General features: G+C 62.0%; 19 protein-coding genes. 5 read left to right on the top strand and 14 right to left on the bottom strand.

Annotation, left to right across the window (positions count from 1 at the left end; genetic code table 11):
• The first annotated feature begins 103 nt into the window (after window positions 1-103).
• Together IEY62_RS11240 and IEY62_RS11235 are read left to right on the top strand one after the other, a co-directional pair.
• Complete coding sequence (locus tag IEY62_RS11240) at window positions 104-1,189, top strand: S-(hydroxymethyl)mycothiol dehydrogenase (protein ID WP_189017583.1); 1,086 nt, start codon at window positions 104-106, stop codon at window positions 1,187-1,189.
• The gene (locus IEY62_RS11235) at window positions 1,186-1,824 is read left to right on the top strand and encodes an MBL fold metallo-hydrolase (RefSeq protein ID WP_189017580.1); all 639 of its coding nucleotides are present in this window, start codon (window positions 1,186-1,188) and stop codon (window positions 1,822-1,824) included. The genes IEY62_RS11240 and IEY62_RS11235 overlap by 4 nt, the downstream gene beginning before the upstream one ends.
• A gap of 10 nt (window positions 1,825-1,834) precedes the next feature.
• Here the strand turns inward: IEY62_RS11235 and IEY62_RS11230 are convergent, their stop codons facing one another.
• From IEY62_RS11230 to IEY62_RS11215, 4 genes are all read right to left on the bottom strand, one after another.
• Complete coding sequence (locus IEY62_RS11230; RefSeq protein ID WP_189017577.1) at window positions 1,835-4,162, bottom strand: FdhF/YdeP family oxidoreductase; 2,328 nt, start codon at window positions 4,160-4,162, stop codon at window positions 1,835-1,837.
• An 84-nt stretch (window positions 4,163-4,246) separates the two neighbouring features.
• A complete protein-coding gene (locus IEY62_RS11225; protein WP_189017574.1) occupies window positions 4,247-4,996 on the bottom strand; it encodes a lipoate--protein ligase family protein in 750 nt (249 codons plus the stop codon).
• Window positions 4,996-5,799 carry a thioesterase family protein gene (locus IEY62_RS11220; RefSeq protein WP_189017571.1) on the bottom strand — a complete coding sequence of 268 codons (804 nt, stop codon included), beginning with the start codon at window positions 5,797-5,799 and terminating at the stop codon, window positions 4,996-4,998. The genes IEY62_RS11225 and IEY62_RS11220 overlap by 1 nt, the downstream gene beginning before the upstream one ends.
• 31 nt (window positions 5,800-5,830) lie before the next feature.
• A complete protein-coding gene (locus IEY62_RS11215; RefSeq protein ID WP_229785230.1) occupies window positions 5,831-6,307 on the bottom strand; it encodes a DedA family protein in 477 nt (158 codons plus the stop codon).
• Between the two features lie 92 nt (window positions 6,308-6,399).
• Here IEY62_RS11215 and IEY62_RS11210 point away from each other — a divergent pair, with 92 nt between their 5' ends.
• On the top strand, window positions 6,400-7,416 hold the full coding sequence (locus IEY62_RS11210; protein ID WP_189017565.1) for a hypothetical protein: 1,017 nt from the start codon (window positions 6,400-6,402) through the stop codon (window positions 7,414-7,416).
• On the opposite strand, the gene IEY62_RS11205 is transcribed toward IEY62_RS11210, so the two are convergent.
• Window positions 7,413-8,921, bottom strand: coding sequence for an FAD-dependent oxidoreductase (locus IEY62_RS11205; protein ID WP_189017562.1), 1,509 nt, complete (start codon window positions 8,919-8,921; stop codon window positions 7,413-7,415). The two genes, IEY62_RS11210 and IEY62_RS11205, sit on opposite strands and share 4 nt — an antisense overlap.
• Window positions 8,922-8,988: 67 nt before the next feature.
• Window positions 8,989-9,480 (bottom strand): DNA alkylation repair protein, encoded by a 492-nt coding sequence (locus IEY62_RS11200; RefSeq protein WP_189017559.1) that lies wholly within the window; start codon window positions 9,478-9,480, stop codon window positions 8,989-8,991.
• A gap of 60 nt (window positions 9,481-9,540) precedes the next feature.
• On the opposite strand from IEY62_RS11200, the gene IEY62_RS11195 reads away from it, so the two are divergent.
• Window positions 9,541-10,629 carry a PDDEXK nuclease domain-containing protein gene (locus IEY62_RS11195; protein WP_189017556.1) on the top strand — a complete coding sequence of 363 codons (1,089 nt, stop codon included), beginning with the start codon at window positions 9,541-9,543 and terminating at the stop codon, window positions 10,627-10,629.
• A gap of 2 nt (window positions 10,630-10,631) precedes the next feature.
• Here the strand turns inward: IEY62_RS11195 and IEY62_RS11190 are convergent, their stop codons facing one another.
• Window positions 10,632-11,627 (bottom strand): dienelactone hydrolase family protein, encoded by a 996-nt coding sequence (locus IEY62_RS11190; RefSeq protein ID WP_189017554.1) that lies wholly within the window; start codon window positions 11,625-11,627, stop codon window positions 10,632-10,634.
• Between the two features lie 131 nt (window positions 11,628-11,758).
• Here IEY62_RS11190 and IEY62_RS11185 point away from each other — a divergent pair, with 131 nt between their 5' ends.
• Window positions 11,759-13,135, top strand: coding sequence for an HNH endonuclease (locus tag IEY62_RS11185; RefSeq protein WP_189017551.1), 1,377 nt, complete (start codon window positions 11,759-11,761; stop codon window positions 13,133-13,135).
• A 5-nt stretch (window positions 13,136-13,140) separates the two neighbouring features.
• Here IEY62_RS11185 and IEY62_RS11180 read toward each other — a convergent pair whose 3' ends face one another.
• From IEY62_RS11180 to nrdH, 7 genes are all read right to left on the bottom strand, one after another.
• Complete coding sequence (locus IEY62_RS11180; RefSeq protein ID WP_189017548.1) at window positions 13,141-14,307, bottom strand: ABC transporter ATP-binding protein; 1,167 nt, start codon at window positions 14,305-14,307, stop codon at window positions 13,141-13,143.
• Window positions 14,304-15,902, bottom strand: a complete 1,599-nt coding sequence (locus IEY62_RS11175) for an ABC transporter permease (RefSeq protein WP_189017546.1) — start codon at window positions 15,900-15,902, stop codon at window positions 14,304-14,306. The genes IEY62_RS11180 and IEY62_RS11175 overlap by 4 nt, the downstream gene beginning before the upstream one ends.
• Before the next feature lie 4 nt (window positions 15,903-15,906).
• Window positions 15,907-16,965 carry an iron ABC transporter substrate-binding protein gene (locus IEY62_RS11170; protein WP_189017543.1) on the bottom strand — a complete coding sequence of 353 codons (1,059 nt, stop codon included), beginning with the start codon at window positions 16,963-16,965 and terminating at the stop codon, window positions 15,907-15,909.
• Between the two features lie 273 nt (window positions 16,966-17,238).
• On the bottom strand, window positions 17,239-18,213 hold the full coding sequence (gene nrdF, locus IEY62_RS11165; protein ID WP_011775019.1) for a class 1b ribonucleoside-diphosphate reductase subunit beta: 975 nt from the start codon (window positions 18,211-18,213) through the stop codon (window positions 17,239-17,241).
• Between the two features lie 123 nt (window positions 18,214-18,336).
• Entirely contained in the window at window positions 18,337-20,478 is a 2,142-nt protein-coding gene (gene nrdE / locus IEY62_RS11160) for a class 1b ribonucleoside-diphosphate reductase subunit alpha (protein ID WP_268241118.1), read from the bottom strand.
• Between the two features lie 11 nt (window positions 20,479-20,489).
• On the bottom strand, window positions 20,490-20,960 hold the full coding sequence (gene nrdI, locus IEY62_RS11155) for a class Ib ribonucleoside-diphosphate reductase assembly flavoprotein NrdI (RefSeq protein ID WP_189017540.1): 471 nt from the start codon (window positions 20,958-20,960) through the stop codon (window positions 20,490-20,492).
• Between the two features lie 50 nt (window positions 20,961-21,010).
• On the bottom strand, window positions 21,011-21,253 hold the full coding sequence (gene nrdH / locus IEY62_RS11150; protein ID WP_011775022.1) for a glutaredoxin-like protein NrdH: 243 nt from the start codon (window positions 21,251-21,253) through the stop codon (window positions 21,011-21,013).
• Between the last annotated feature and the right edge of the window lie 345 nt (window positions 21,254-21,598).

Raw genomic sequence — 21,598 nt, 5'->3', positions numbered from 1 at the left:
CTGCCACCTGTGATAGACAGAATGGGAATCCGTAGCGGGCCCTGCTGCGTTAATGCTGCATTAGCCGGGCCCGCCCTCCGCGAGCCCGAAGGGAACCACTTCAATGGTCCACGCAGTCAAAGGCGTCGTCGTCCGATCCAAGGGCGCACCCGCAACCCTCGAAACCGTCCTCGTGCCCGAACCCGGCCCCGGCGAAGCCCTGGTGGACATCCTCACCAGCGGCGTCTGCCACACCGACCTGCACTACAAGCTCGGCGGCATCAGCGACGACTTCCCGTTCCTTCTCGGCCACGAAGCGACCGGCGTGGTCAGCGCAGTCGGCCCGGACGTCACGGACGTAGCCCCCGGCGACCGCGTTGTCCTGAACTGGCGTGCCGTCTGCGGCAACTGCCGCGCCTGCAAACGCGGCCAGGCCCAGTACTGCTTCAACACCCACAACGCCACCCAGAAGATGACCCTCGAAGACGGCACCGAACTCTCCCCGGCGCTGGGCATCGGAGCCTTCATCGAAAAGACACTGGTCGCCGCAGGTCAGTGCACCAAAGTAGACCCCGACGCCGATGCTGCCGCCGTCGGACTGCTCGGCTGCGGCGTCATGGCAGGGCTCGGCGCCGCCTTGAACACCGGCGGAGTCAAGCGCGGCGACTCAGTCGCTGTCATCGGATGCGGTGGCGTGGGTGTCGCAGCCATCGCCGGAGCGGCGCTCGCCGGCGCCACCACCATCATCGCCGTGGACATCGACGCCAAGAAGCTGGAACGCGCCAAGGACCTGGGTGCCACCCATACCGTAGATTCCTCCGCAGGGGACCCCGTCGAAGAAATCCGTGCTCTCACCGGCGGCTTCGGCGCAGACGTGGTGATTGACGCCGTCGGACGTCCCGAAACCTACAAGCAGGCCTTCTACGCACGTGACCTGGCAGGCACCGTTGTCCTGGTGGGGGTTCCTACTCCGGAGATGACCCTCGAACTTCCCCTGCTGGACGTTTTTGGCCGCGGCGGATCCCTCAAATCTTCCTGGTATGGCGATTGCCTGCCGTCCCGCGACTTCCCCATGCTGGTGGACCTGTACAAACAAGGCAAGCTGGACCTCGATGCCTTCGTCACCGAACGCATCAGCATCAACCAGGTGGAAGAAGCCTTCGACAAGATGCACCACGGTGCGGTCCTGCGATCGGTGGTTGAACTGTGAGCACCGAAACCCTGAGCATCAGCAACGTTGTCACCTCCGGAACCTTCTCCCTGGACGGTGGCACCTGGGACGTGGATAACAACGTCTGGATCATCGGCGACGATTCCGAGTGCATCGTCATAGACCCCGCCCACAACCCCGCAGCGGTCATGGACGCCGTCAACGGCCGAACCGTCAAAGCAATCCTGCTCACGCACGGACATGACGACCACATCAGCTCAGCAGGCGAATTCCGCGAACTGGTAAAAGCTCCCGTCCACCTGCACCGGGACGACTGGATGCTGTGGGAAGCAGTGTTCCCCGGGCAAAATCCCGACGCCGCCATCACGGACGGCCAGGAGTTCACTGTGGCCGGGGAAAAGCTCACAGCAATCCACACACCCGGGCATTCACCCGGCTCGGTGTCCTTCCACCTGCCCAGTGAAGGCACATTGTTCAGCGGAGACACCCTTTTCCAAGGCGGGCCAGGAGCTACAGGGCGTTCCTACAGCGACTTCCCCACCATCATCGAGTCCATCAGGACCAAACTCCTGACGCTGCCGGAAGAGACCGTCGTCCGCACGGGCCATGGCGACACCACCACCATCGCCGCGGAAAAGCCGCACTTGGATGAATGGATAGCACGCGGCCACTAAGCCCGCACCCTCAAGCCTCTTTGCCGGCTGCCCCCTCAAACACGGGGGCGGCAGCCGGCACAAGGCGAATAATCACCGATTTCGAAGCAGGCGTGTTGCTTTCCTCTGCCGTTGAATCCAATGGAACCAGGACGTTCGCTTCGGGGTAATACGCAGCCGCGCAGCCTCTGGCGGTCGGGTACGCGACTACCCGCAGTTGCCGCAGGACCCGGTCCACGCCGTCGCCGGCCTCGCTGTGAACATCCACGTACGAACCGTCCTCATGGCCCAACTCCCCAAGATCCCGGGGATTGACAAACAGAACCATGCGGCCCTTCTTGATGCCCCTGTAGCGGTCATTCAACGAATACATCGTGGTGTTGAACTGGTCGTGGGAGCGGATGGTCTGCAGGATCAGCCTCCCTGCCGGCAGCTCGATGGTCTCTAGATCATTGACAGTGAACATGGCCTTCCCGGTAGAGGTCGGGAAAGTCCGGCTGTCCCTGGGCCCGTGCGGCAGGACAAACCCATCCTTCCGACGGATACGGTGGTTGAAGTCCTCGAACCCGGGCACCACGTGAGCGATGTGGTCCCGGATGAGATCGTAGTCCGACCGCAAAGCCGCCCAGTCAACCGGCACCTTGCCGCCGAGGACCGCTTGGGCCAGGCGGGTGACAATGGCAACTTCGGACAGGACGCCAGGAGCAATCGGCTCCAAGGTACCGGCCGAACTGTGCACCGCGCAGACCGTGTCCTCAACAGTGACGAACTGCGCACGCCCGCCCTGCCGGTCCATCTCAGTGCGTCCCAAAGCTGGAAGGATCAGCGCCTGCTCCCCCACCACCACGTGTGAACGGTTCAGCTTGGTGGAGATCTGCACGGACAACCGCGTCCGCCTCACGGCCTCCTCAGCCACCGCGGTGTCCGAGATCGCGTGGACGAGGTTACCGCCGAGCGCCATCAACACTTTGATCCTGCCGTCCCGCATACCCCGGATACTGTCCACTGCGTCAACACCGTTATTCCGGGGCGGGTCAAAGCCGAACTCGTCCCGCAGGGCAACAAGGAAGCGTGGCGGCATCTTTTCCCAGATGCCCATAGTCCGATCACCCTGGACATTGCTGTGGCCCCTGATCGGAGACGGCCCGGCCCCCGGCTTGCCGATGTTACCGCGCAGCAGCAGGAGGTTGATGATCTCCTTGATGGTGGACACAGCCTTCTTATGCTGGGTCAGCCCCATGGCCCAGGTGATGATGACTTTGCCGGCGTGCAGGTAGCTTACAGCGAGTTCATCGATCTCCTCGCTGGTCAGTCCCGTAGCCGCAAGGACATCGCTTTCGTCCAGTGTTGCCAGGTGCGCGGCGAATCCCACAAAACCCTGGCAGTGGGTGTCAATGAAGGCCCGGTCCAGAACGGTCCCCGGTGCCGCACTTTCGGCGTCGAGGACCCGCTTGGAGACTGCTTGCAGCAACGCCATGTCCCCGGCCAGGCGGATCTGCAGGAATTGGTCCGCCAGGTCTGTGCCTTTTCCCACCAGGCCCCGGGGACGTTGGGGGTTCCGGAAGTTGATCAGGCCGGCTTCCGGCAGAGGATTCACGGCCACGATTTTCGCCCCGGCCTGTTTGGCCTCTTCCAACGCGGTCAGCATCCGCGGATGGCAGGTGCCCGGATTCTGTCCCATGATGATGATCAGGTCCGACGCCGCGAAGTCCTTGTACGTAATCGCCGATTTGCCCACGCCGATGGTCTCTCCCATGGCAACGCCGGTGGACTCGTGGCACATGTTGGAGCAATCGGGAAGGTTGTTGGTCCCGAACGCCCGCACGAACAGTTGATAGAGGAAGGCAGCCTCGTTGCTGGTCCGCCCGCTCGTGTAGAAGGTAGCCTGGTCCGGCGATTGGAGGGCGTTCAACTCCCTCGCGATGATTTCGAACGCCTGGTCCCAACCGATGGGCACATACCGGTCCGCGCCTGCAGCTTTGTACACCGGTTCCACCAGACGGCCCTGCTGGCCGAGCCAATACTCAGGCCTGTGTTCCAAGGAAGCCAAGGTATTTTCCGCCCAGAAGCCGACGGGGATCCTGAGCGGCTCTGCCTCCCAGCCGATGGCCTTGGCACCGTTCTCACAAAATTCGGCGAGCTTGCGTTCGGGTGGATCCGGCCACGCGCAACTCATGCAATCGAAGCCGTCTTTTTGGTTGACGGCCCTGAGTGTCTTCCACGCCCTGGCTGGACCCATGGACGCCATGGCGTGCGGCAGTGTTTCAGTCAAGCTCGGCAAACCACCAGCGGATCGCTTGGGCGCGCCGACACTGAGTTCCGCGTCGGAATACTCCATAGGATGCTGCTTCCGGCCCATCGTTACACCGCGATTCGCGTGATTGGGTACCTGATCACCCCAGCCTAAACCCGGTTCGCGGCAGGCTCAACGACGCTGCGGCAATCAGCCCACGAGACTGCGGAAGTCGCCGTCGACCACGTCCGCGTACCCGCGGTAGGCCTCGATCACGGCTGCCTCCACGGTGCCGACATCCAGATGTGGCACCAAGTCATTGGCGGCGCCGGCAGTTGCCGGGTCCCACTCCAGGCCCAGTGCGCCGTAGCTGGCAGTCAGGACATCACGGATGGGCCCGGAATTCTCCACCACAATCACGGAACTGAACAACCAACCCCCGGAGACGACCCGTTGGGCGGTGCCGATGAGCTTGATCCTGTGCGCAGGAAAATCGGGGTCCTCACCGTGGACACTGAACTCGCCCGGGCAGTACTCCCCCGGAATTTCGCCGACGGCGGCGTGGACCCCGACGCTGCGAAGGGCACCGGCCAGCAACTCTCCGAACTCTGCGAAGCGGGCTTTTGCCCTGACAATGGCGTCCGGATGCGGCTCAATGTGGTCTATCACCAGGCTGCCTTGATGATAAGCGGCAGCGCGCCCTCCGGCCTTCCGAATGAGCGGCTCGAAACCTTGCTCCCGGCAGGCCGTTTCGGCGGCGGAGAATCCCGGCAGGTTGGCATCCCGCTGCCCGAACGCGACCGTAGGCTCGGGGCGGTACAAGCGAAGCGAAGGACCCAGCTGACCGCTGCGGGCACGCCTAAGCAGTTCCAAGGCAAAGTCGAGGTCGCCGGCAGCGCCGAGCGAATCCTGTTGCCGGTAAACCGTGAGCTGCTTGCGGGCTTCGGCAGCCGCCGGCATCAGCTTTTCCTCAGCGTCAGGATCTGCTCGGCCCTGCCGAATGGTCCGTGGACGTCATGAAGGACCGTGGAGGTCAACCCTATTCCGTCGGCGCCAAAGGAGACTTTGTTGTCCAGGCCCAGCCATTCGCCGGAGGGCGGGCGGTACATGTGGATCTGCAAATCCACGTTCGGGAAGATGTAGCTGTTCTCCCCCGGCGGAACACGCGCCGCAATACCGTTGGCGGTATCCACGAGGCCCATCAGCCTGGCCAGGTCAGTGCTGTCTGCGCCATCCGTCAGCGGATGGGCTGTGCGGATCCATACCTTTCCCGAACCGGGCCGGTGTCCCTCGGCGAGACGCATCTCCAGGGACCGGATATACCCGCCGGGCCAAACACTGGCACCATCCCAGGGTTTGCATTCGTCCGGGGCGGGCATGGGCTCGTCCTCCACGGCAGCCACCGCACTGGTGTCGCTGGTGATCATCCGCCAGGCAGAAGCACGGATGGCCACACGACCTGCCGAGGAAAGTTCAGCCTGAATCAGCTCAATGGTCTTCCCCGGCCTCAGCGTCGAGGTAGTGATCTGGAACTCGCCGCCGGGAATGAGGCCCAGGATTTCATAGCTGATCCGCGCCAGACGGACATCGTCCCTGGGCTCGTGCCGCAACAGGGCGTCGGCGAGGATGCCCGAGGCCGGTGCCATGTGTTGTTCGTGCGGATTCCAGGCGCCTTGGGCGTGGATCGTGGAGCGGAAACGGCCACCGCCCAATGATTCGTAGTAGAAATCACCGTCCGCCAGTTCCGGTAATGCAGTAGTCAACCCGAGCCTTTCGCCGATCCAGCAGTAGAACTCAGACCACTGTATCCGCTGATTTGCCTGCTGCCCGACGCCTGCGGATCACAACAACCCAGACAACCACCGCCGCCACCGCGGCGAGGCCAAAGGCTGCGCCCGGCGGCGACGTCGCAGCGACAGCCAGCCATGCCTCGAGCGCCGCGAGCCCAATGGTCGCATAAAGGAAAGCCCAGATCACCGATCCTGCGATGGCGGCGGGCAGGTAGCGGCGCAGTGGCATGCGAGCCATGCCGGCGGCCAAATTGATGGCCGTCTGGAGGCCAATGGTCAGGAAGGACATCACGACGGCGTACGGCCCCCATCGCTGTATCAGGGCTTGGGCGCGGGCTGCTTTGGGTCGTTCCAGTGATCCGCCGAAGCGGGTATGGGAAAGGCCGGCTACTGCCCCACGACCAATCCAGTACGTCACGTTGACGCGGATCATGACGATGGCGAACAGCGCTGCCAAGGCGACACCGAAGGGCAAACTCATGATCTGGTCCACTCGACTTAGGCTACCCTAAGCCAGCCCGCTTTGAAGATTCGCTCCCGGCAACGGCGACCACTGAACCCTAGGATGGATCCATGGATCTCCATGAGGCCACCCAGGAGCTGTATGCCGTCCTGCCCCGCGACTTCACCTCCGAACGCACAACTTTGATGCGCACGGCCAAGGAAGCGGGGCACAAGGAACTCGCACAGGAGATCGGCCGCCTGCCCAAGCCCGCCGCCGGCGCCTGGGCCATCAACATGCTGGCAGTTCACAAGCCGGAGGTGATTGACGGCGTTGTGCGTTTCGGCGCGTCCCTTCGTGCCGCCCAGGAAGAGTCGGATACCGCAGCGTTCCGCGAGCTCAGCCAGCAACGGCAGGGGCAATTGACCACCGCCGTTCACGCGGCCAAGGATCTTGCGGGGGAACTCGGAGCGCCGCTGAGCGCGGCTGCAGCGTCGGATGTTGAGCAAACATTCAGGGCGGCCATGGCCGATTCCGGGGCTGCACGGGCCGTAGCCACGGGGAGATTGGTGCGGGCGCTGAGCGGAAGTGGCTTCGAGTCCGTGGACCTGACGGACGCCGTCGCAGCAGCCTCAGCGGAAGACATCGCCGGCACCAACAGCCCCACCGGGCCGGCTGCGGAACCGGCCAGGAAAAAAGCAGCTGATACGAAGGAAACGTCCCGGGCCAAGGACAAGGCAGAAGACGGCAAGGCCGAAAACGGCAAGGCAGAGAAGAACAAGGCACCCAGGAAACAGGAAGCGAAGGAACAAGCAACCTCCCTGGCCGATCGCCGCGCGGCAAAACGCCGGGCTGCCCTGAAGGAAGCCCAGGACGAATTCGACGCAGCCGACACGAAGGCACAGGACGCGGAGAAGCGGGCCTCCGAAGCCTGGGAGGTTGTTAACGAGCTCGCACGCCGGCGCTCGGAGGTCCAGGCGGAAATCGACGAGGTAAAGAAACGCCTGGCCGCTCTGGAGGCCGAAGTCATTGGCATTGTGCGAGATACCGAATCCGCCGAGTCCGGCAAGAAGCTCGCAGTGAGGACAGCAACCCAGCTCCGTCGCAGCGCAGACCAGGCCCAGCGCCGCGTCGACAGGCTTGGCTAGTTCTTCTTTTTGCCCACAGACTTGTGCAGGTCATGGGTTGCCGGACCCTCAAGGTACTTGCCTTCGGGCGTGAACCGGGAACCGTGAAGCGGGCAGTCCCACGACTTCTCGGCATCGTTCCACGTCAGCAGGCCGCCCAGGTGGGCACAACTGGCAGATACCATGCAGACCTTGCCGTCCACCGTGGAAACCGCGGCAGGTTCGCCTTTGTACAAGCCGACGACGCCGGACCCCTCGGGTGGATGTGTCCCGTCAGTAATTTCGGGGTTCTTCCTGACTCTCGCCGTATCCTCGATCATCCGTTTCGCAGTACTGGCGTTGAGCCGAACGGCTTGGAGCGCCCCTTGGGGTGAGGTCACCCGGTGATGGATGGTGGTTGCCCAGTCGGACTGGCCGCCCAGGATGTCAGAGGTGATAGACAACGCGGCGGCAACGCCGTTGCTCATCCCCCACTTGTTGTAGCCCGTACCGAAGAATATCCTTCCGTGCCCCCGCGGCAGCTTGCCGAAGAACGGCATGAGGTTGGTCGCCTGGTAGTCCTGTGCCGACCACGTGTGGGTCACTTCCGAACCTGGATAGTGTTCGTTGGCCCATCCCAGAAGATCATTCAGGTGCTGTTGCGGTGACACGGCCCGGCCGCCCGTGTGCCCGTAGCCGCCGACCAGAAGCAGCTCACCCCCAGGGGCCGGATGGGTGCGCTGGGACCGGGTCGGCGCGTCAATGGACAAATACATCGCTTGCGGGAGGGGCATCCCCGACGGCGGGCGGAGGGCGGCCGCGTATGAACGGTTGGGTTCGAGCTTGGCGAAGTACAGGCCGCGATCAAGGATGGGTGTGCCCGTGGCCACCACCACGGTGTCGGCAGTGAACGTGCCCTTGCGGGTGGAGACTTCAAGCGGCTGCCCGGAGCCAACGTCCTGCACCTGCGCGCCTTCGACAATGCGGCCCCCGTGCTTGCGGATATCCGCAGCGAGGGCGTCCAGAAGCTCCATCGGGTGGATCTGCGCCTGGCCGTCCAGTTCCAACGCTTCAACCACCGGAAACGGCACCCCGGGGTCACGACTGAAATGGACGTCCAAACCCGCGTCCCGCGCCACCGCGGCTTCTTTGCGAAGCCGCTGGGCGCCGTCGTCCGTGGTGGCGAAGGTGACCGCAGTCCGGCGCTGGAAGGAGACGCCCTGCTGGTCCATGTACTGGGTGAGCCACGCTTGCCCCGACTTGTTGGCTTCCACGTAGGCCCGGACCACCTTGAGCGAGTACTGGCCGCGCAAGGACGACAACGCTCCGCCTTGCAGCAGGCTCACTTTGCCCGTGGTGTTGCCCGTGGTCACCGCCCCCAAGGTGCGTGCCTCAAAGACCACCACGCGCTGACCGGAACGGGACAACAACAATGCCGTCACCATGCCAGTCAACCCGGCACCCACAATTATCGTGTCAAAGTGCTTTTCCTCGGGGACGGCATCGGATGTAAAGCCGGATTCCCTGTCCAACCACAGCGATTTCATGGATCGACCTGTCTCTCGATTCCGCTGGCACGCGGTAGGGAAACGCTAGGCCGGTCTCTGATGCTTATCAAGAGGTGGCAGCACCAGTGGCCAATGCCGCTGCGCGGCGAAGCTCGGGATCGGGATCTTCAGCCCACCGCTCCAGCACCCGTTCAGCGCGATCCTTTGCCCGGCCTTCCAGCCGTGCCAGCAGGGGACGCACCACATCCGTGGCCAGCGGGTTCACCAGCTCCCTGGTGCCGGACTGCCTGATGAAACCTTCGATCCGGGTGAGGTCTGTGTTGACGAGGACACCGACCTTGGTCTGCAGCAGGACCACCGCGGCCAGTCGTCGTTCAAAGACCGGCTGTTCCCACAGTTCAGAACTGAGAGCCGTGATCTCGTCATGGGCCAGGTTCTTGTACCGCTTCAGCGCATCCCGGATCGTCCCGCGGACTGCCCCCACGGAGGCGCCATACACTTTCAAGGCTTCGCCGAGGCGCGCACTGGCCTCTTCTGCCCGCTCCCACGTCGATTCCATCTGCAGGGTGTAGTCCACGAATTCGCCAGCTTCACTCACCCGTCTATTTTGTCAGTGCCTGGTCTTAGCGTGATGACATCAGCAACCGACAGGAGCAACATGCCGTCCAAAGAGCTCGCAACCGAGGCCTCGTTTCCGGGCGTTCCGGCTGCTTCCTCCATGCCCGATTGGTACCCCACGCTGCTCAACACCGTGGCTCGTGAGGTCCGCACCGGGCGCACCCGCGCCATGGCAGCTGCCAACAGTGAGCTATTGAATTCGTATTGGACTATTGGCCGCCAGCTGGCGGAGCGCGAATCCGAGCAAGGCTGGGGCGCCAAAGTGGTCACACGTTTGTCCGCCGACATCCGGACACGGTTCCCCGAAGCCAAGGGCTTCTCCCCCCGGAACCTGCGCTACATGAAGAGCTTCGCCCAGGCATGGCCCGACTTTCCAATGTTGCAAGCGCCGCTTGCAACACTGCCGTGGTACCACCAGATCGCCCTGCTGGAAAAGCTCGACGACGCCGCCACGCGCCTCTGGTACGCTGCGGCAGCGGCCCAGCACGGATGGTCGCGCAACGTGCTGACCCACCAGATTTCCACGCGCTTGCACGAACGGTCCGGACAGGCAATCACCAACTTCAAGGCCACCATGGTCCCGGCGGACTCGGACCTCGCACAGCAAGCAACCAAGGACCCCTACGTCTTTGACTTCCTGTCCATGACTGACCGCCATACCGAACGGGACCTGGAGCTGCAGTTGGTGAAGCACGTGGAGAAATTCCTATTGGAACTGGGCCAGGGTTTCGCCTTTGTAGGCGAGCAGGTTCGCCTGGAAATTGCCGGAGACGAGTTCTTTGCCGACCTGCTCTTCTATCATCTGAAGTTGCGTTGCTACATGGTGATTGAGCTGAAGGCCGTGAAGTTCGAACCCGGGTTCCTCGGCCAGTTGGGCATGTACATGGCCGCCGTCGACGACCTCATGGCACATCCTGACGACAAACCCACCATCGGATTGCTGTTGTGCAAGGAGAAGAACAGCGTCGTTGCCGAGTACGCGTTGCGTGGCTTCAACGCCCCTGTGGGCATCGCGGAGTGGCGTACTTCCTTGGCGGACTCACTGCCTGACGAGTTGGTTGCGAGTCTGCCCAGCATTGAGACCCTGGAAGCCGAATTGGCCAGTGAGGCTGCCCGCCTCCAGAGTTAGCTTCAGATGTTGTCCTTGAACCAGGCCAGGGTGTCGTTCCACGCAGCCGTTGCCTGGGCCTCCACGTAGCGTTCGCTGGTGTCGTTGTGGAAAGCATGGTCCACGCCCGGGTAAACCCTGAGCTGATGTTTGACCGTGGTCTTATCCAAGGCCTCCTGTAGTTGCGGCATAGGGCCCGTGATTCTGGCGTCCTTCTCCGCGTAGACGCCCATCACTGCCGCCTTGATGGCGGGAACCTTGCCCAGATCCGGGGCTGGACCGTAAAACGCACTCGTTGCCCTGAGTCCTGGTATTTCCGTGGCTGATTGCCACGTGATGCCACCGCCGAAGCAGAACCCGATCATGGCTATGCGGCCTTCTTCAACAAAGTCCTGTCCGTTGAGATAGTCAAAGGCCGCCTTGAAATCGTCCACATGCCGCTGCGCTCCCGCTTTGGTCAGGGCACCGGGAACAGCGTCGGGATCCAGGGACTCTGTCCCGCCCTCCCTGCTGAGGAGGTCAAGTGCCAACGCCGCGTAGCCTTCTTTCGCAAAGCGGCGTGCAACATCCTGGATGTGCGGCGTGAGGCCCCTGTTCTCATGGCAGACCAATACGGCAGGACGCCTTTGCCTGCCCTCGGGCCTGGCAAGGTAGCCACTGATTTCGGTTCCGCTGGAAGTCAGCTTCACCATGGCCGCCGTGAGGCCCGAGGTACCTTCCGGGACCGACAAAGGGCTTTTTGCATTGGGAACCGAGCTGGTCGCCGCCTCTGAAGTTGCCGCCGTTGACGTGTCCACCTTTTCCGTCGAAGTCGACGCCGGTGCCGGCATCGGATCTGTGGCTCCTGGCACTTCATCCGGTGTGCAGCCCACCAGGGTCATCGCCGCGGCTGTCGCCGTCATGCTTCCCATGATGAACGCAACGCGTCGGGTGAACGTTTTGTGGGACATCTCCCCCGAGCGGTAGTCGTCGTAAAACTCTTCAATGAGGTACTTTTCGAATTTTTCGAGCTGAAACATGGTCAACCTCCCGGAGATGGCAATCATCTTCCCCTGAAGAGTGGACTCAGACAAGGGTGGAAGGTTCTGCAGGTTCATCACTACCTCACTTACCTGCCAATAATGTCAGGGCCTCGTGCCAGAGTCAGTACATGGAGCGGAATCGGGAAGGGCAGGTAGGTACTGCATTGACTTCTGCACTGGTTCCCGCCCCTTCGGAAGGAACCGTCCGCGCCGGCACGTCCGGCGGCAAACCGGCCGGCGTCAACGATGCTGGTCCTGCCAGTCCCAGCACCATCAGCCGGGATCTGATCGACCAACTGCGGGTATTGGAAGACATGAAGTCGGCCATCTCGGGACTTCAGGTCAAAATCACTGTGGCCTTCGACCTTGCCCAACGCGCTGAGCAGGCTGAGGCCGGAGTCCCGGCTTCCGAACGTGGCAAGGGTGTAGGCGCGCAAGTGGCGCTCGCCCGGCGCGAATCCCCAAACCGTGGCTCCCGACTCCTTGGCTTGGCCCGGGCATTGGTCACGGAGATGCCACACACCATGGCCGCCGTGGATGCGGGACTGTTGAATGAGTGGAGAGCCACCCTGCTCGTCAAGGAGACCGCCTGCTTGTCCGTTGAGGATCGGGCGGCCGTGGATGAAGAGCTCGCGCCGGATACCGGAACCTTCGAAGGCGCCGGAGACAAGGCCATCATTGCCGCTGCGAAAGCCGCAGCCTACCGCTGTGATCCGCGTTCGATAACCCAGCGGGCTGCACGTGCCGCGAATAAGAGGACTGTGAGTCTGCGGCCGGCACCTGACACGATGACCATCCTGACCGCCCTGCTTCCTGTAGCCCAGGACGTCGCAGCCTACGCGGCACTCACGCGGGCTGCTGACTCAGCCCGGTCCCGTCCGGGTGGTGAGCAACGCGGCCGGGGCCAGGTTATGGCCGACACCCTGGTCGAGCGGATCACCGGTTCATCCGCCGGCTATTCCGGGATTGACCTGCAGCTGGTGATGACAGACCGCACCCTCCTGGCCAACGACTCCGAACCGGCGCGGCTGACCGGCTATGGGGTTGTACCCGCCCAGTGGGCCAGAGACCTTGTATCCACAACGAAGGTTGACGGCGATCCCGACAATGATTTCCATGTTTGGCTTCGCCGCCTCTATACAACCCCCGGCACCGGGGAGCTCATCGCCGAGTACTCGCGGTCACGCTTCTTTCCGCAGGGAATGCGCCGCTTCATAGAGGTTCGTGACAACCTCTGCCGGACACCGTACTGCGACGCGCCCATTCGGCACATCGACCACGTAGTCCCCTGGCGTCGTGGCGGATCCACCTCGCTGGACAACGGCGCCGGACTTTGCGAAGCCTGCAACCACACTAAGGAAAACCCGGGTTGGAGCAGCAAAACAGAGCCGGGCCGGAACGACACCGTCCATACCTTGGAAGTCCGGACGCCCAGCGGGCATAGCTACCGCTCCCAAGCTCCTCCCCTGCCGGGCCACCTGCGTGTCGCGGCAGGTGGCACTTGAGCTGGCTACTCCCCCACAGGGAAAGCAACTCCTTCACCCACCACACGAAGGCAAAGTTCCGTGCCCGGCCTGGTGATCGACGCGTTCCAGTGCCGGATGGTGATGATTTCGCCGCCACCCGGGTAGCGATGGCTTTGGCCCTGCCCGGCGCCATCCTGGGCAGTGTAAGCGCCCAGCTTGATCCGCACTGTAGTTTCAGGTCCAAAGTAGTCGGTATCCACTACCACGCCACGGATCGGGCCGTCCGGGGCAATCCGGATTTGTTCCGGGCGCAGCATGAGCTGGACCCTGCCCTGGGCCGGTGGTCGCCGGACGGCAATGCCGCCAAGGGAGCATGTCGCCAGGGAGCCCTCCATCCAGGCATCAAGAATGACTGCTTCGCCCAGGAATTCCGCCGTCGCCCGGTCTGCCGGTCGGGTGTAGACCACGAACGGATTACCGATCTGTGCCAGCCGACCGCCGCGCATGATGGCCACCTGGTCAGCGAAGGACAACGCCTCGGCCTGGTCGTGTGTAACCAGGATGGTGGTCACCCCGGCGGCGTTGAGCACCTTTGCCACTGCCCGGCGGGTAGCAACCCGCAGGCCTGCGTCAAGTGCCGAGAAAGGCTCGTCCAGGAGCATCAGTTCCGGTTCGCGGGCCAGCGCCCGGGCCAAGGCAACGCGCTGCTGCTGCCCGCCGGAAAGCTGATGCGGACGTCGCTTTGCCATGGCAGGATCCAGGGAGACCATGTCCAACAGTTCTTCCACGCGGGCCCGCACGGCCCGGCGTCCGCCGTCGAGCTTGCCGGCATCCAATCCGAAGGCGACATTCTGTCCGACCGTCAAGTGCGGGAACAGTGCACCGTCCTGGGCAACGTACCCCACGTGTCGCCTATGCGCCGGGACCCGGACCCCGTCTCCCGCCACAGGATTGCCGTTCAGGCTGATGGAGCCGGTATTGGGGTGTTCGAACCCGGCGATGAGCCGGAGCAAGGTGGTCTTACCGGAGCCTGATGGGCCAACAATGGCGGTGGTCCCGCCACGGGCGACCGACAGGTTCACTCCTTTAAGAACGGCCTGGGAGCCGAAGTTCTTGGTGACCTCAGAGATGTCCAGGTGCGAGTTCGTGGTCGGGGCCACGGAGGGTGCCACCCGGGGCGACGGGAGTCGGGAAGGGGCTTGTTCTGTCACTGTCCGGCTACTTTCTTGGACTGTTGGAAGAGCAGGTACGTCATGGGGGCTGAGAGCAGGATCATCAGCAAGGCATAGGGTGCTGCCCCGGTGTAGTCGATTTCGCTGCTTTTGCTCCAGAATTCCGTGGCCAGGGTCCGTGTGCCGTTGGGCGCCAGGAGCAGCGTGGCTGTCAGTTCATTGACAATGGCAAGGAACACCAGGGCCGCTCCCCCGGCTGCGGCCGGGGCCGTAAGCCGCAGCGTCACCTTGAAGAACGACACCAAGGGGGCTTTGCCCAGGGATTGCGCGGCTTCGTCCAGTTCCTTCGGAGCCTGGGCCAGGCCGGAGCGGAGGTTGACCAACGCCCGGGGAAGGAACAGCAACACGTAGGCCGCCACCAGCACTCCTGCCGTCTGGTAGACACCTGGCACCACCCGGATGCTGACGGTCACGAAGGCCAGACCAACGACGATTCCCGGAAGGGAACTGGTGACGTAGTTGGATAGTTCAAGCAGCTTGCTGAACCAGCTGGGATGCCGGACAGCCAGGTAGGCCATGGGGAAGGCAACCACGGTGGTAACAGCCGCTCCCAGAGCTCCGTACAGGAGGGTCTGAAGGAGTGCGGGCAGGAATTCCTCCGCCTCCCAGACGTCGGCACCACCCGCTATCACCCACTTCAGGACAAACCACAGGGGCAGTCCGAACGCCAGCGCGGTCAGCGCCAGGAGGCTGAGTTGGGCGGGCAGTTGGTAACCACCCAGCCGCAACTGCGTGGTCTTGCCCTGGGCACCGGATCCTATGCGGGCATAGCGGGCTGTGCCGCGACTCTTCACTTCAGCGAGGAGCAGGAAAAGGCAGAGCAGCACCAGGACGCTGGCCAACATGTTGCCGGCGGCACCGTTGAACGTCGACTGGAACTGGACCATGATCGCCGTCGTAAATGTGTCGAAGCGGATCATGGCGAAGGCGCCGTACTCGGCCAGGAGGTGCAGTCCAACGAGCAAAGCCCCGCCGGTCATGGCAATGCGGAGTTGGGGCAGGACCACCCGGAAGAACACTGCCCACGGACCCAGCCCAAGGGAGGCGGCGGACTGCTCGATGGCCGGATCCAGGCGGCCAAGTGTGGCAGCGGCGGGTATGTAAACCAGCGGGAAGTAGGAAAGGGTCGCTATCAGCACCCCGGACCACAGCCCCTCAAGGGACGGCACCGCCGAAACCCAGGCGTAGCTGTTGACGAATGCAGGAATGGCCAACGGGGCAGCCAGCGCAACGGCCCACCAGCGGCGCCCCCGGAGCGTTGTACGCTCCACCAGCCACGCTCCACCGACCCCCAGCAGCAAGCACAGCGGGATGGTGATGACCGTCAGCAAAATTGTGTTGAGCAACAGCTCGCCCACGCGGGGGCGGACGATGAGCTCGACGGCGGTGTCCCAGCCGGTCGCGACGGTCATGTAGACCACGTAGCCCAGTGGAAGAAGCGAAAACAGGGCTATCAGCACTGCCAGGAGGGACACAGTGGAAACGCCGAAAGGCGGGCGAGGACGTTTGCCCTTGCCCGCCGTCGTCGTGCTTTCCGTTCCTTGTGGTCCGGAAGCCGAGAGGTCAGTGATCACAGAACTAGAGGAGCCCTGCCTTGGTCATCAGCTCGGTGACCTTGGCGGAGTTCAGCTTGGCCGGGTCCACGGCAGGAGCCTGCAGGTCCTTGATCGGGACAAGCTTGGCGTTGGCATCCACCTGCGAGGCAATGGCGTACTCGAAGGAGGTGCCGTTCTTCAGGACCTCCTGGCCTTGCTTACCGGTGATGAACTTCAGGAAGGCCTGGGCTGCGTCCGCGTTCTTCGCGGACTTGAGGACACCTCCGCCGGAGACGGAGAGGAACGCTCCCGGGTCCTGGTTCTTGAAGAAGTAAGGGGTGACGTTCTTGGAGTTCTCGCCGGTCTTGGCCTGGTCACCGTAGTAGTAGTAGTGGTAGATCAGCGCGGCGTCGACTTCACCGGCGTTGACTGCCTTCATGGCGGTGCTGTTGCCCTTGTAAGCCTTGAAGTTCTCCTTCATGCCCTTGAGCCATTCCTCCGTTGCCGCTTCGCCCTTGAGTTCAAGGAGTGCAGCAACGATGGCCTGGAAGTCAGCGCCGGACGGTGAAGCCGCCCACTTGCCCTTCCACTCCGGCTTGGCCAAATCCAACATGGACTTGGGCAGCTTGTCGTCACTGATCTTGTTCTTGTCGTACACCAGAACAGTGGAGCGGGCAGCGATGCCGGTCCACTTGCCAGTGGAGGGACGGAATTCCGCGGGGACCTGGTCCAGGGTTTCCTTGTCCACGTCAGCGAAAAGACCTGCGTTCTCTACCTGCGCCATTGCCGGTGAGTTCTCAGTCAGGAACACGTCCGCCGGCGAAGCCTGGCCTTCCTGGACGATCTGGTTGGACAGTTCGGTATCCGAGCCCTGACGGATGGTGACCTTGACGCCGGTCTCCTTGGTGAACGCGTCCACCCACTCTTTGGTCAGGGTGTCGTGCTGGGCGTTGTAAACGGTGATTTCACCGGAAACGGAACCGTCGGACGCGGAACCGGACGCAACGGGGGCGCTGCCGGCGTTGGAACCGCAGGCCGTGAGGCCAAGTGCTGCGGTTGCCGCAAGGGCGATTCCGGCCAGCGCTTTCTTGGGGATGTTCATGGAGGGGCTACTTTCTGCGAACAAAAACTCTTGGGGACCTTCGTCCGTGCAGGCCCGAGTGTTGGGAAGGCTTGCTCCTGTAAGAGTAGGTAAGGCTTGCCTACACGCAAAGCCGGAGGGGGCAAAAGTGACGAGTATCACCATAATTACGCAATTCTTACATGACCTAATACTTCGAATGCTTGGGGATCACCTGGCCGCTGAAACAAAAAGCTCGGGACCAGCTGCTTACGCAACTGGTCCCGAGCAGGTTCCGATCTCTCGGACGTCGAACTAGAACTCCCAGTCCTCATCCTCCGTGTTGACAGCCTTGCCAATCACGTAGGAGGAGCCCGAGCCGGAGAAGAAGTCGTGGTTCTCGTCGGCATTCGGGGACAGGGCCGAAAGGATGGCCGGGTTCACGTCGGTGACGGAAGCCGGGAACATGGCCTCGTAGCCGAGGTTCATGAGGGCCTTGTTGGCGTTGTAGTGCAGGAACTTCTTGACGTCTTCGGCCAGGCCGACTCCGTCGTAGAGGTCGTGCGTGTACTGGACTTCGTTTTCGTACAGCTCGAAGAGCAGCTCGAAGGTGTAGTCCTTGATTTCCTGCTTGCGGGCCTCGGAAACCTTCTCCAAGCCCTTCTGGAACTTGTAGCCGATGTAGTAACCGTGCACAGCCTCATCGCGGATGATGAGGCGGATGAGGTCGGCCGTGTTCGTGAGCTTGGCGCGCGAAGACCAGTACATGGGCAGGTAGAAGCCCGAGTAGAACAGGAAGCTCTCCAGCAGAGTGGACGCAACCTTGCGCTTCAGGGGATCGTCGCCCTGGTAGTAGTCCATGACGATCTGCGCCTTCTTCTGCAGGTTCTCGTTCTCGAGGGACCAGCGGAAGGCGTCGTCAATCTCCTTGGTGGAGCAAAGGGTGGAGAAGATGGACGAGTAGGACTTGGCGTGCACCGACTCCATGAAGGCGATGTTGGTGTACACGGCTTCTTCGTGCGGGGTGATCGCGTCCGGGATCAGCGAAACGGCGCCGACAGTGCCCTGGATGGTGTCCAGGAGAGTGAGGCCGGTGAAAACGCGCATGGTGAGCTGCTGCTCATCCGGCGTGAGCGTGTGCCACGACTGGACGTCGTTGGACAGCGGCACCTTCTCCGGAAGCCAGAAGTTGTTGACCAGCCGGTTCCAGACTTCCACATCCTTGTCGTCCTGGATCTTGTTCCAGTTGATGGCCTCGACGTGTGTCAGCAGCTTGACCTTTTCGGTCATTTCATCCCCTTTAAGCGATGGGTTTCTTTTAGGTAAGCGTACGACGGCGGGTGGTAACCCGCCGTCGTACTCTTTAGTTTTGAATGCGGCCGGGGCCGCAGTTAATCAACCGATAAAGGTCGATCACAGCATGCAGCTGACGCAACCCTCAACCTCAGTGCCCTCCAGCGCGAGCTGGCGGAGACGGATGTAGTACAGGGTCTTGATGCCCTTGCGCCATGCGTAGATCTGCGCCTTGTTGATGTCGCGCGTGGTGGCAGTGTCCTTGAAGAACAGCGTCAGGGACAGGCCCTGGTCCACGTGCTGCGTGGCAGCGGCGTAGGTGTCGATGATCTTCTCGTAGCCGATTTCGTAGGCATCCTGGTAGTACTCCAGGTTGTCGTTGGTCAGGTACGGAGCCGGGTAGTAGACGCGGCCGATCTTGCCTTCCTTGCGGATTTCGATCTTGGCGGCCACCGGGTGGATCGACGAGGTGGAGTTGTTGATGTAGCTGATGGAACCGGTAGGCGGCACGGCCTGCAGGTTCTGGTTGTAGATACCGTGCTCCATGACGGAAGCCTTCAGCTCACGCCAGTCATCCTGGGTGGGGATGTGGTGGCCGGCGAAGAGTTCGCGGACACGCTCCGTTGCCGGAACCCATTCCTGTTCGGTGTACTTGTCGAAGAATTCGCCGGAAGCGTAGGTGGACTTCTCGAAGCCGCCGAACTTCTGGCCGGTCTCGATGGCCAGGCGGTTGGACGCACGCAGGGCGTGGAACAGCACCGTGTAGAAGTAGATGTTGGTGAAGTCCAGGCCCTCTTCGGAACCGTAGTGGACATGCTCACGGGCAAGGTAGCCGTGGAGGTTCATCTGGCCGAGGCCAATCGCGTGGCTCTGGGCGTTGCCCTGGGCGATCGAAGGCACCGAGTTGATGTAGGACATATCGGACACTGCGCTGAGGGCGCGGATGGACGTCTCGATGGAGAGCCCGAAGTCCGGCGAATCCATGGTCTTGGCGATGTTCATCGAACCAAGGTTGCAGGAGATGTCCTTGCCCACGGTCTCGTAGCTGAGGTCCTCGGCGTAGATGGACGGTGAGGAAACCTGCAGGATCTCCGAGCACAGGTTGCTCATGGTGATCTTGCCGTCGATCGGATTGGCCCGGTTCACGGTGTCCTCGAACATGATGTACGGGTAGCCGGACTCGAACTGGATCTCCGCGAGGGTCTGGAAGAACTCACGGGCGCTGATCTTGGTCTTCTTGATCCGCGAATCGTCAACCATCTCGTAGTACTTCTCAGTCACCGAGATGTCGGAGAACGGAACACCGTAGACCTTCTCGACGTCGTACGGCGAGAAGAGGTACATGTCCTCGTTCTTCTTGGCGAGCTCGAAGGTGATATCCGGAACCACGACACCCAGGGAGAGGGTCTTGATACGGATCTTCTCATCGGCATTCTCGCGCTTGGTGTCCAGGAAGCGGTGGATGTCCGGGTGGTGCGCGTGCAAGTACACGGCACCAGCACCCTGGCGGGCACCGAGCTGGTTGGCGTAGGAGAAGCTGTCTTCGAGGAGCTTCATTACGGGGATGACACCGGAGGACTGGTTTTCGATCTGCTTGATCGGTGCGCCGTGCTCACGGATGTTGGTGAGCGAGAGAGCTACGCCGCCGCCACGCTTGGACAGCTGAAGGGCGGAGTTGATGGCGCGGGCAATCGACTCCATGTTGTCTTCGATGCGGAGCAGGAAGCAGGAGACGAGCTCGCCGCGCTGGGCCTTGCCGGCGTTCAGGAACGTCGGGGTGGCAGGCTGGAAGCGTCCGTCGATGATCTCGTCAACGAGGCGGTTGGCCAGCTCTTCGTTGCCGCGGGCAAGGTGCAGGGCAACCATGCAGACACGGTCCTCGTAGCGCTCCAGGAAGCGCTTGCCATCAAAAGTCTTCAGCGTGTAGGACGTGTAGAACTTGAAGGCGCCAAGGAACGTCTCAAAGCGGAACTTCTTCTTGTACGCGCGGTTGAAGAGCTCGCGGATGAAGTTCATCGTGTACTGGTCAAGGGTCTCGCGCTCGTAGTACTGGTTCTTGACCAGGTAGTCGAGCTTCTCTTCGAGATCATGGAAGAACACGGTGTTGTTGTTCACGTGCTGCAGGAAGTACTGGTGCGCAGCTTCGCGGTCGGCTTCGAACTGGATCTCACCGTTCGGGCCATACAGATTGAGCATGGCGTTGAGCTCGTGATAACCCAAGCCCTTGTAGGCCTCAGGCAGCGGCTTCTTGACCGTGTCCACAGCGCCCCCGGTTACTTCTGTTTCTGCGACAGTTGTGTCCAAAACTCTTCCAATCCTTGATTCACTCGGTCTACGTCTTCGGGTGTTCCCATAAGTTCGAACCGATAAAGATGCGGCACCTTGCACTTGACGGAGATGATGTCTCCCGCTGCGCAATAGTTGTCCGCGAAGTTCGTGTTCCCCGCTCCGATAACACCCCGGATGAGTTCCCTGTTCCGGGGATCGTTCAGAAATCTGATGACCTGCTTCGGCACGGAACCTTCGCCGTTCGTTCCACCATAGGTAGGCAGTACAAGGACGAAGGGTTCGAGGGCCTGAAGCGGAGCGTCCTGGGCATAGAGCGGGATGCGCGCTGCGTCCCTTCCCAGTTTCTGGACGAATCTTTTGGTGTTTTCAGAGGTCGAGGAAAAGTAGATGAGGTGACTCCTGGTGGTGACAGCTTCCGTCACATCACGTACGGTTGCCGCTGCCAGCGGTGCCATGGGAGTCACCTCAACTACATAGGAATTCTTGGTGTGCTGTGGTGGCGAAGTTAGGCCACGGAGGAAACGGCCTGGGCCAGTTCCTCGATCTTGTCCGGGCGGAATCCGGACCAGTGGTCCTGCTCGGTTACGACAACCGGGGCCTGCATGTAGCCCAGTGCCTTGAGGCGTTCAAGGGCCTCGGCATCCTGGGAGATATCGACACTCTGGTAGGCGATGCCCTTCTTGTCGAGTGCCCGGTAGGTTGCGTTGCACTGAACACAGGCCGGCTTCGTGTAAACCGTTACGGTCATGATCCCTGTCCCCTAAGTTGAAGTCTGGTTCTCTTCGTATCTGGCGGGCTCAACCGGAACTAACTACTGAATCCGATACCGGCCCGCGGGCTGCCGTGACAGCCAACACGCTCTTATTTAGTCTTGTGCTGGTTTCCCGCTCAATCCGTAAATCGATACTACATGTAGTGCACGCGCCTCGCCGGAACCCCAAGATGATGTATTACAAGTATGTCATTCAATCCACCGCTCGTCCACAGGCCAAGGGCTTCAAAATGTCCGCAATTCCGCCAAACTGAGAGATGTCATCCACACCCTGTGGACTACTTAGCCACATTTAATCTTCAGCGTGTCGCCCCCGTCCGG

Source organism: Paenarthrobacter histidinolovorans (genome assembly GCF_014647595.1).
GTDB lineage: Bacteria > Actinomycetota > Actinomycetes > Actinomycetales > Micrococcaceae > Arthrobacter > Arthrobacter histidinolovorans.
The sequence above is the reverse complement of the archived record's forward strand: the minus strand, read 5'-3'. Positions and strand labels throughout refer to the sequence as shown.

Excerpts from the sequence above, each read along its gene's own strand:
- IEY62_RS11240 (WP_189017583.1), top strand. The coding sequence starts at position 104 with ATGGTCCACGCAGTCAAAGGCGTCGTCGTCCGATCCAAGGGCGCACCC.
- IEY62_RS11230 (WP_189017577.1), bottom strand. The coding sequence starts at position 4,162 with ATGGGCCGGAAGCAGCATCCTATGGAGTATTCCGACGCGGAACTCAGT.
- IEY62_RS11225 (WP_189017574.1), bottom strand. The coding sequence starts at position 4,996 with ATGCCGGCGGCTGCCGAAGCCCGCAAGCAGCTCACGGTTTACCGGCAA.
- IEY62_RS11215 (WP_229785230.1), bottom strand. The coding sequence starts at position 6,307 with ATGAGTTTGCCCTTCGGTGTCGCCTTGGCAGCGCTGTTCGCCATCGTC.
- IEY62_RS11210 (WP_189017565.1), top strand. The coding sequence starts at position 6,400 with ATGGATCTCCATGAGGCCACCCAGGAGCTGTATGCCGTCCTGCCCCGC.
- IEY62_RS11205 (WP_189017562.1), bottom strand. The coding sequence starts at position 8,921 with ATGAAATCGCTGTGGTTGGACAGGGAATCCGGCTTTACATCCGATGCC.
- IEY62_RS11195 (WP_189017556.1), top strand. The coding sequence starts at position 9,541 with ATGCCGTCCAAAGAGCTCGCAACCGAGGCCTCGTTTCCGGGCGTTCCG.
- IEY62_RS11190 (WP_189017554.1), bottom strand. The coding sequence starts at position 11,627 with ATGTTTCAGCTCGAAAAATTCGAAAAGTACCTCATTGAAGAGTTTTAC.
- IEY62_RS11185 (WP_189017551.1), top strand. The coding sequence starts at position 11,759 with ATGGAGCGGAATCGGGAAGGGCAGGTAGGTACTGCATTGACTTCTGCA.
- IEY62_RS11170 (WP_189017543.1), bottom strand. The coding sequence starts at position 16,965 with ATGAACATCCCCAAGAAAGCGCTGGCCGGAATCGCCCTTGCGGCAACC.
- nrdF (WP_011775019.1), bottom strand. The coding sequence starts at position 18,213 with ATGACCGAAAAGGTCAAGCTGCTGACACACGTCGAGGCCATCAACTGG.
- nrdI (WP_189017540.1), bottom strand. The coding sequence starts at position 20,960 with ATGGCACCGCTGGCAGCGGCAACCGTACGTGATGTGACGGAAGCTGTC.
- nrdH (WP_011775022.1), bottom strand. The coding sequence starts at position 21,253 with ATGACCGTAACGGTTTACACGAAGCCGGCCTGTGTTCAGTGCAACGCA.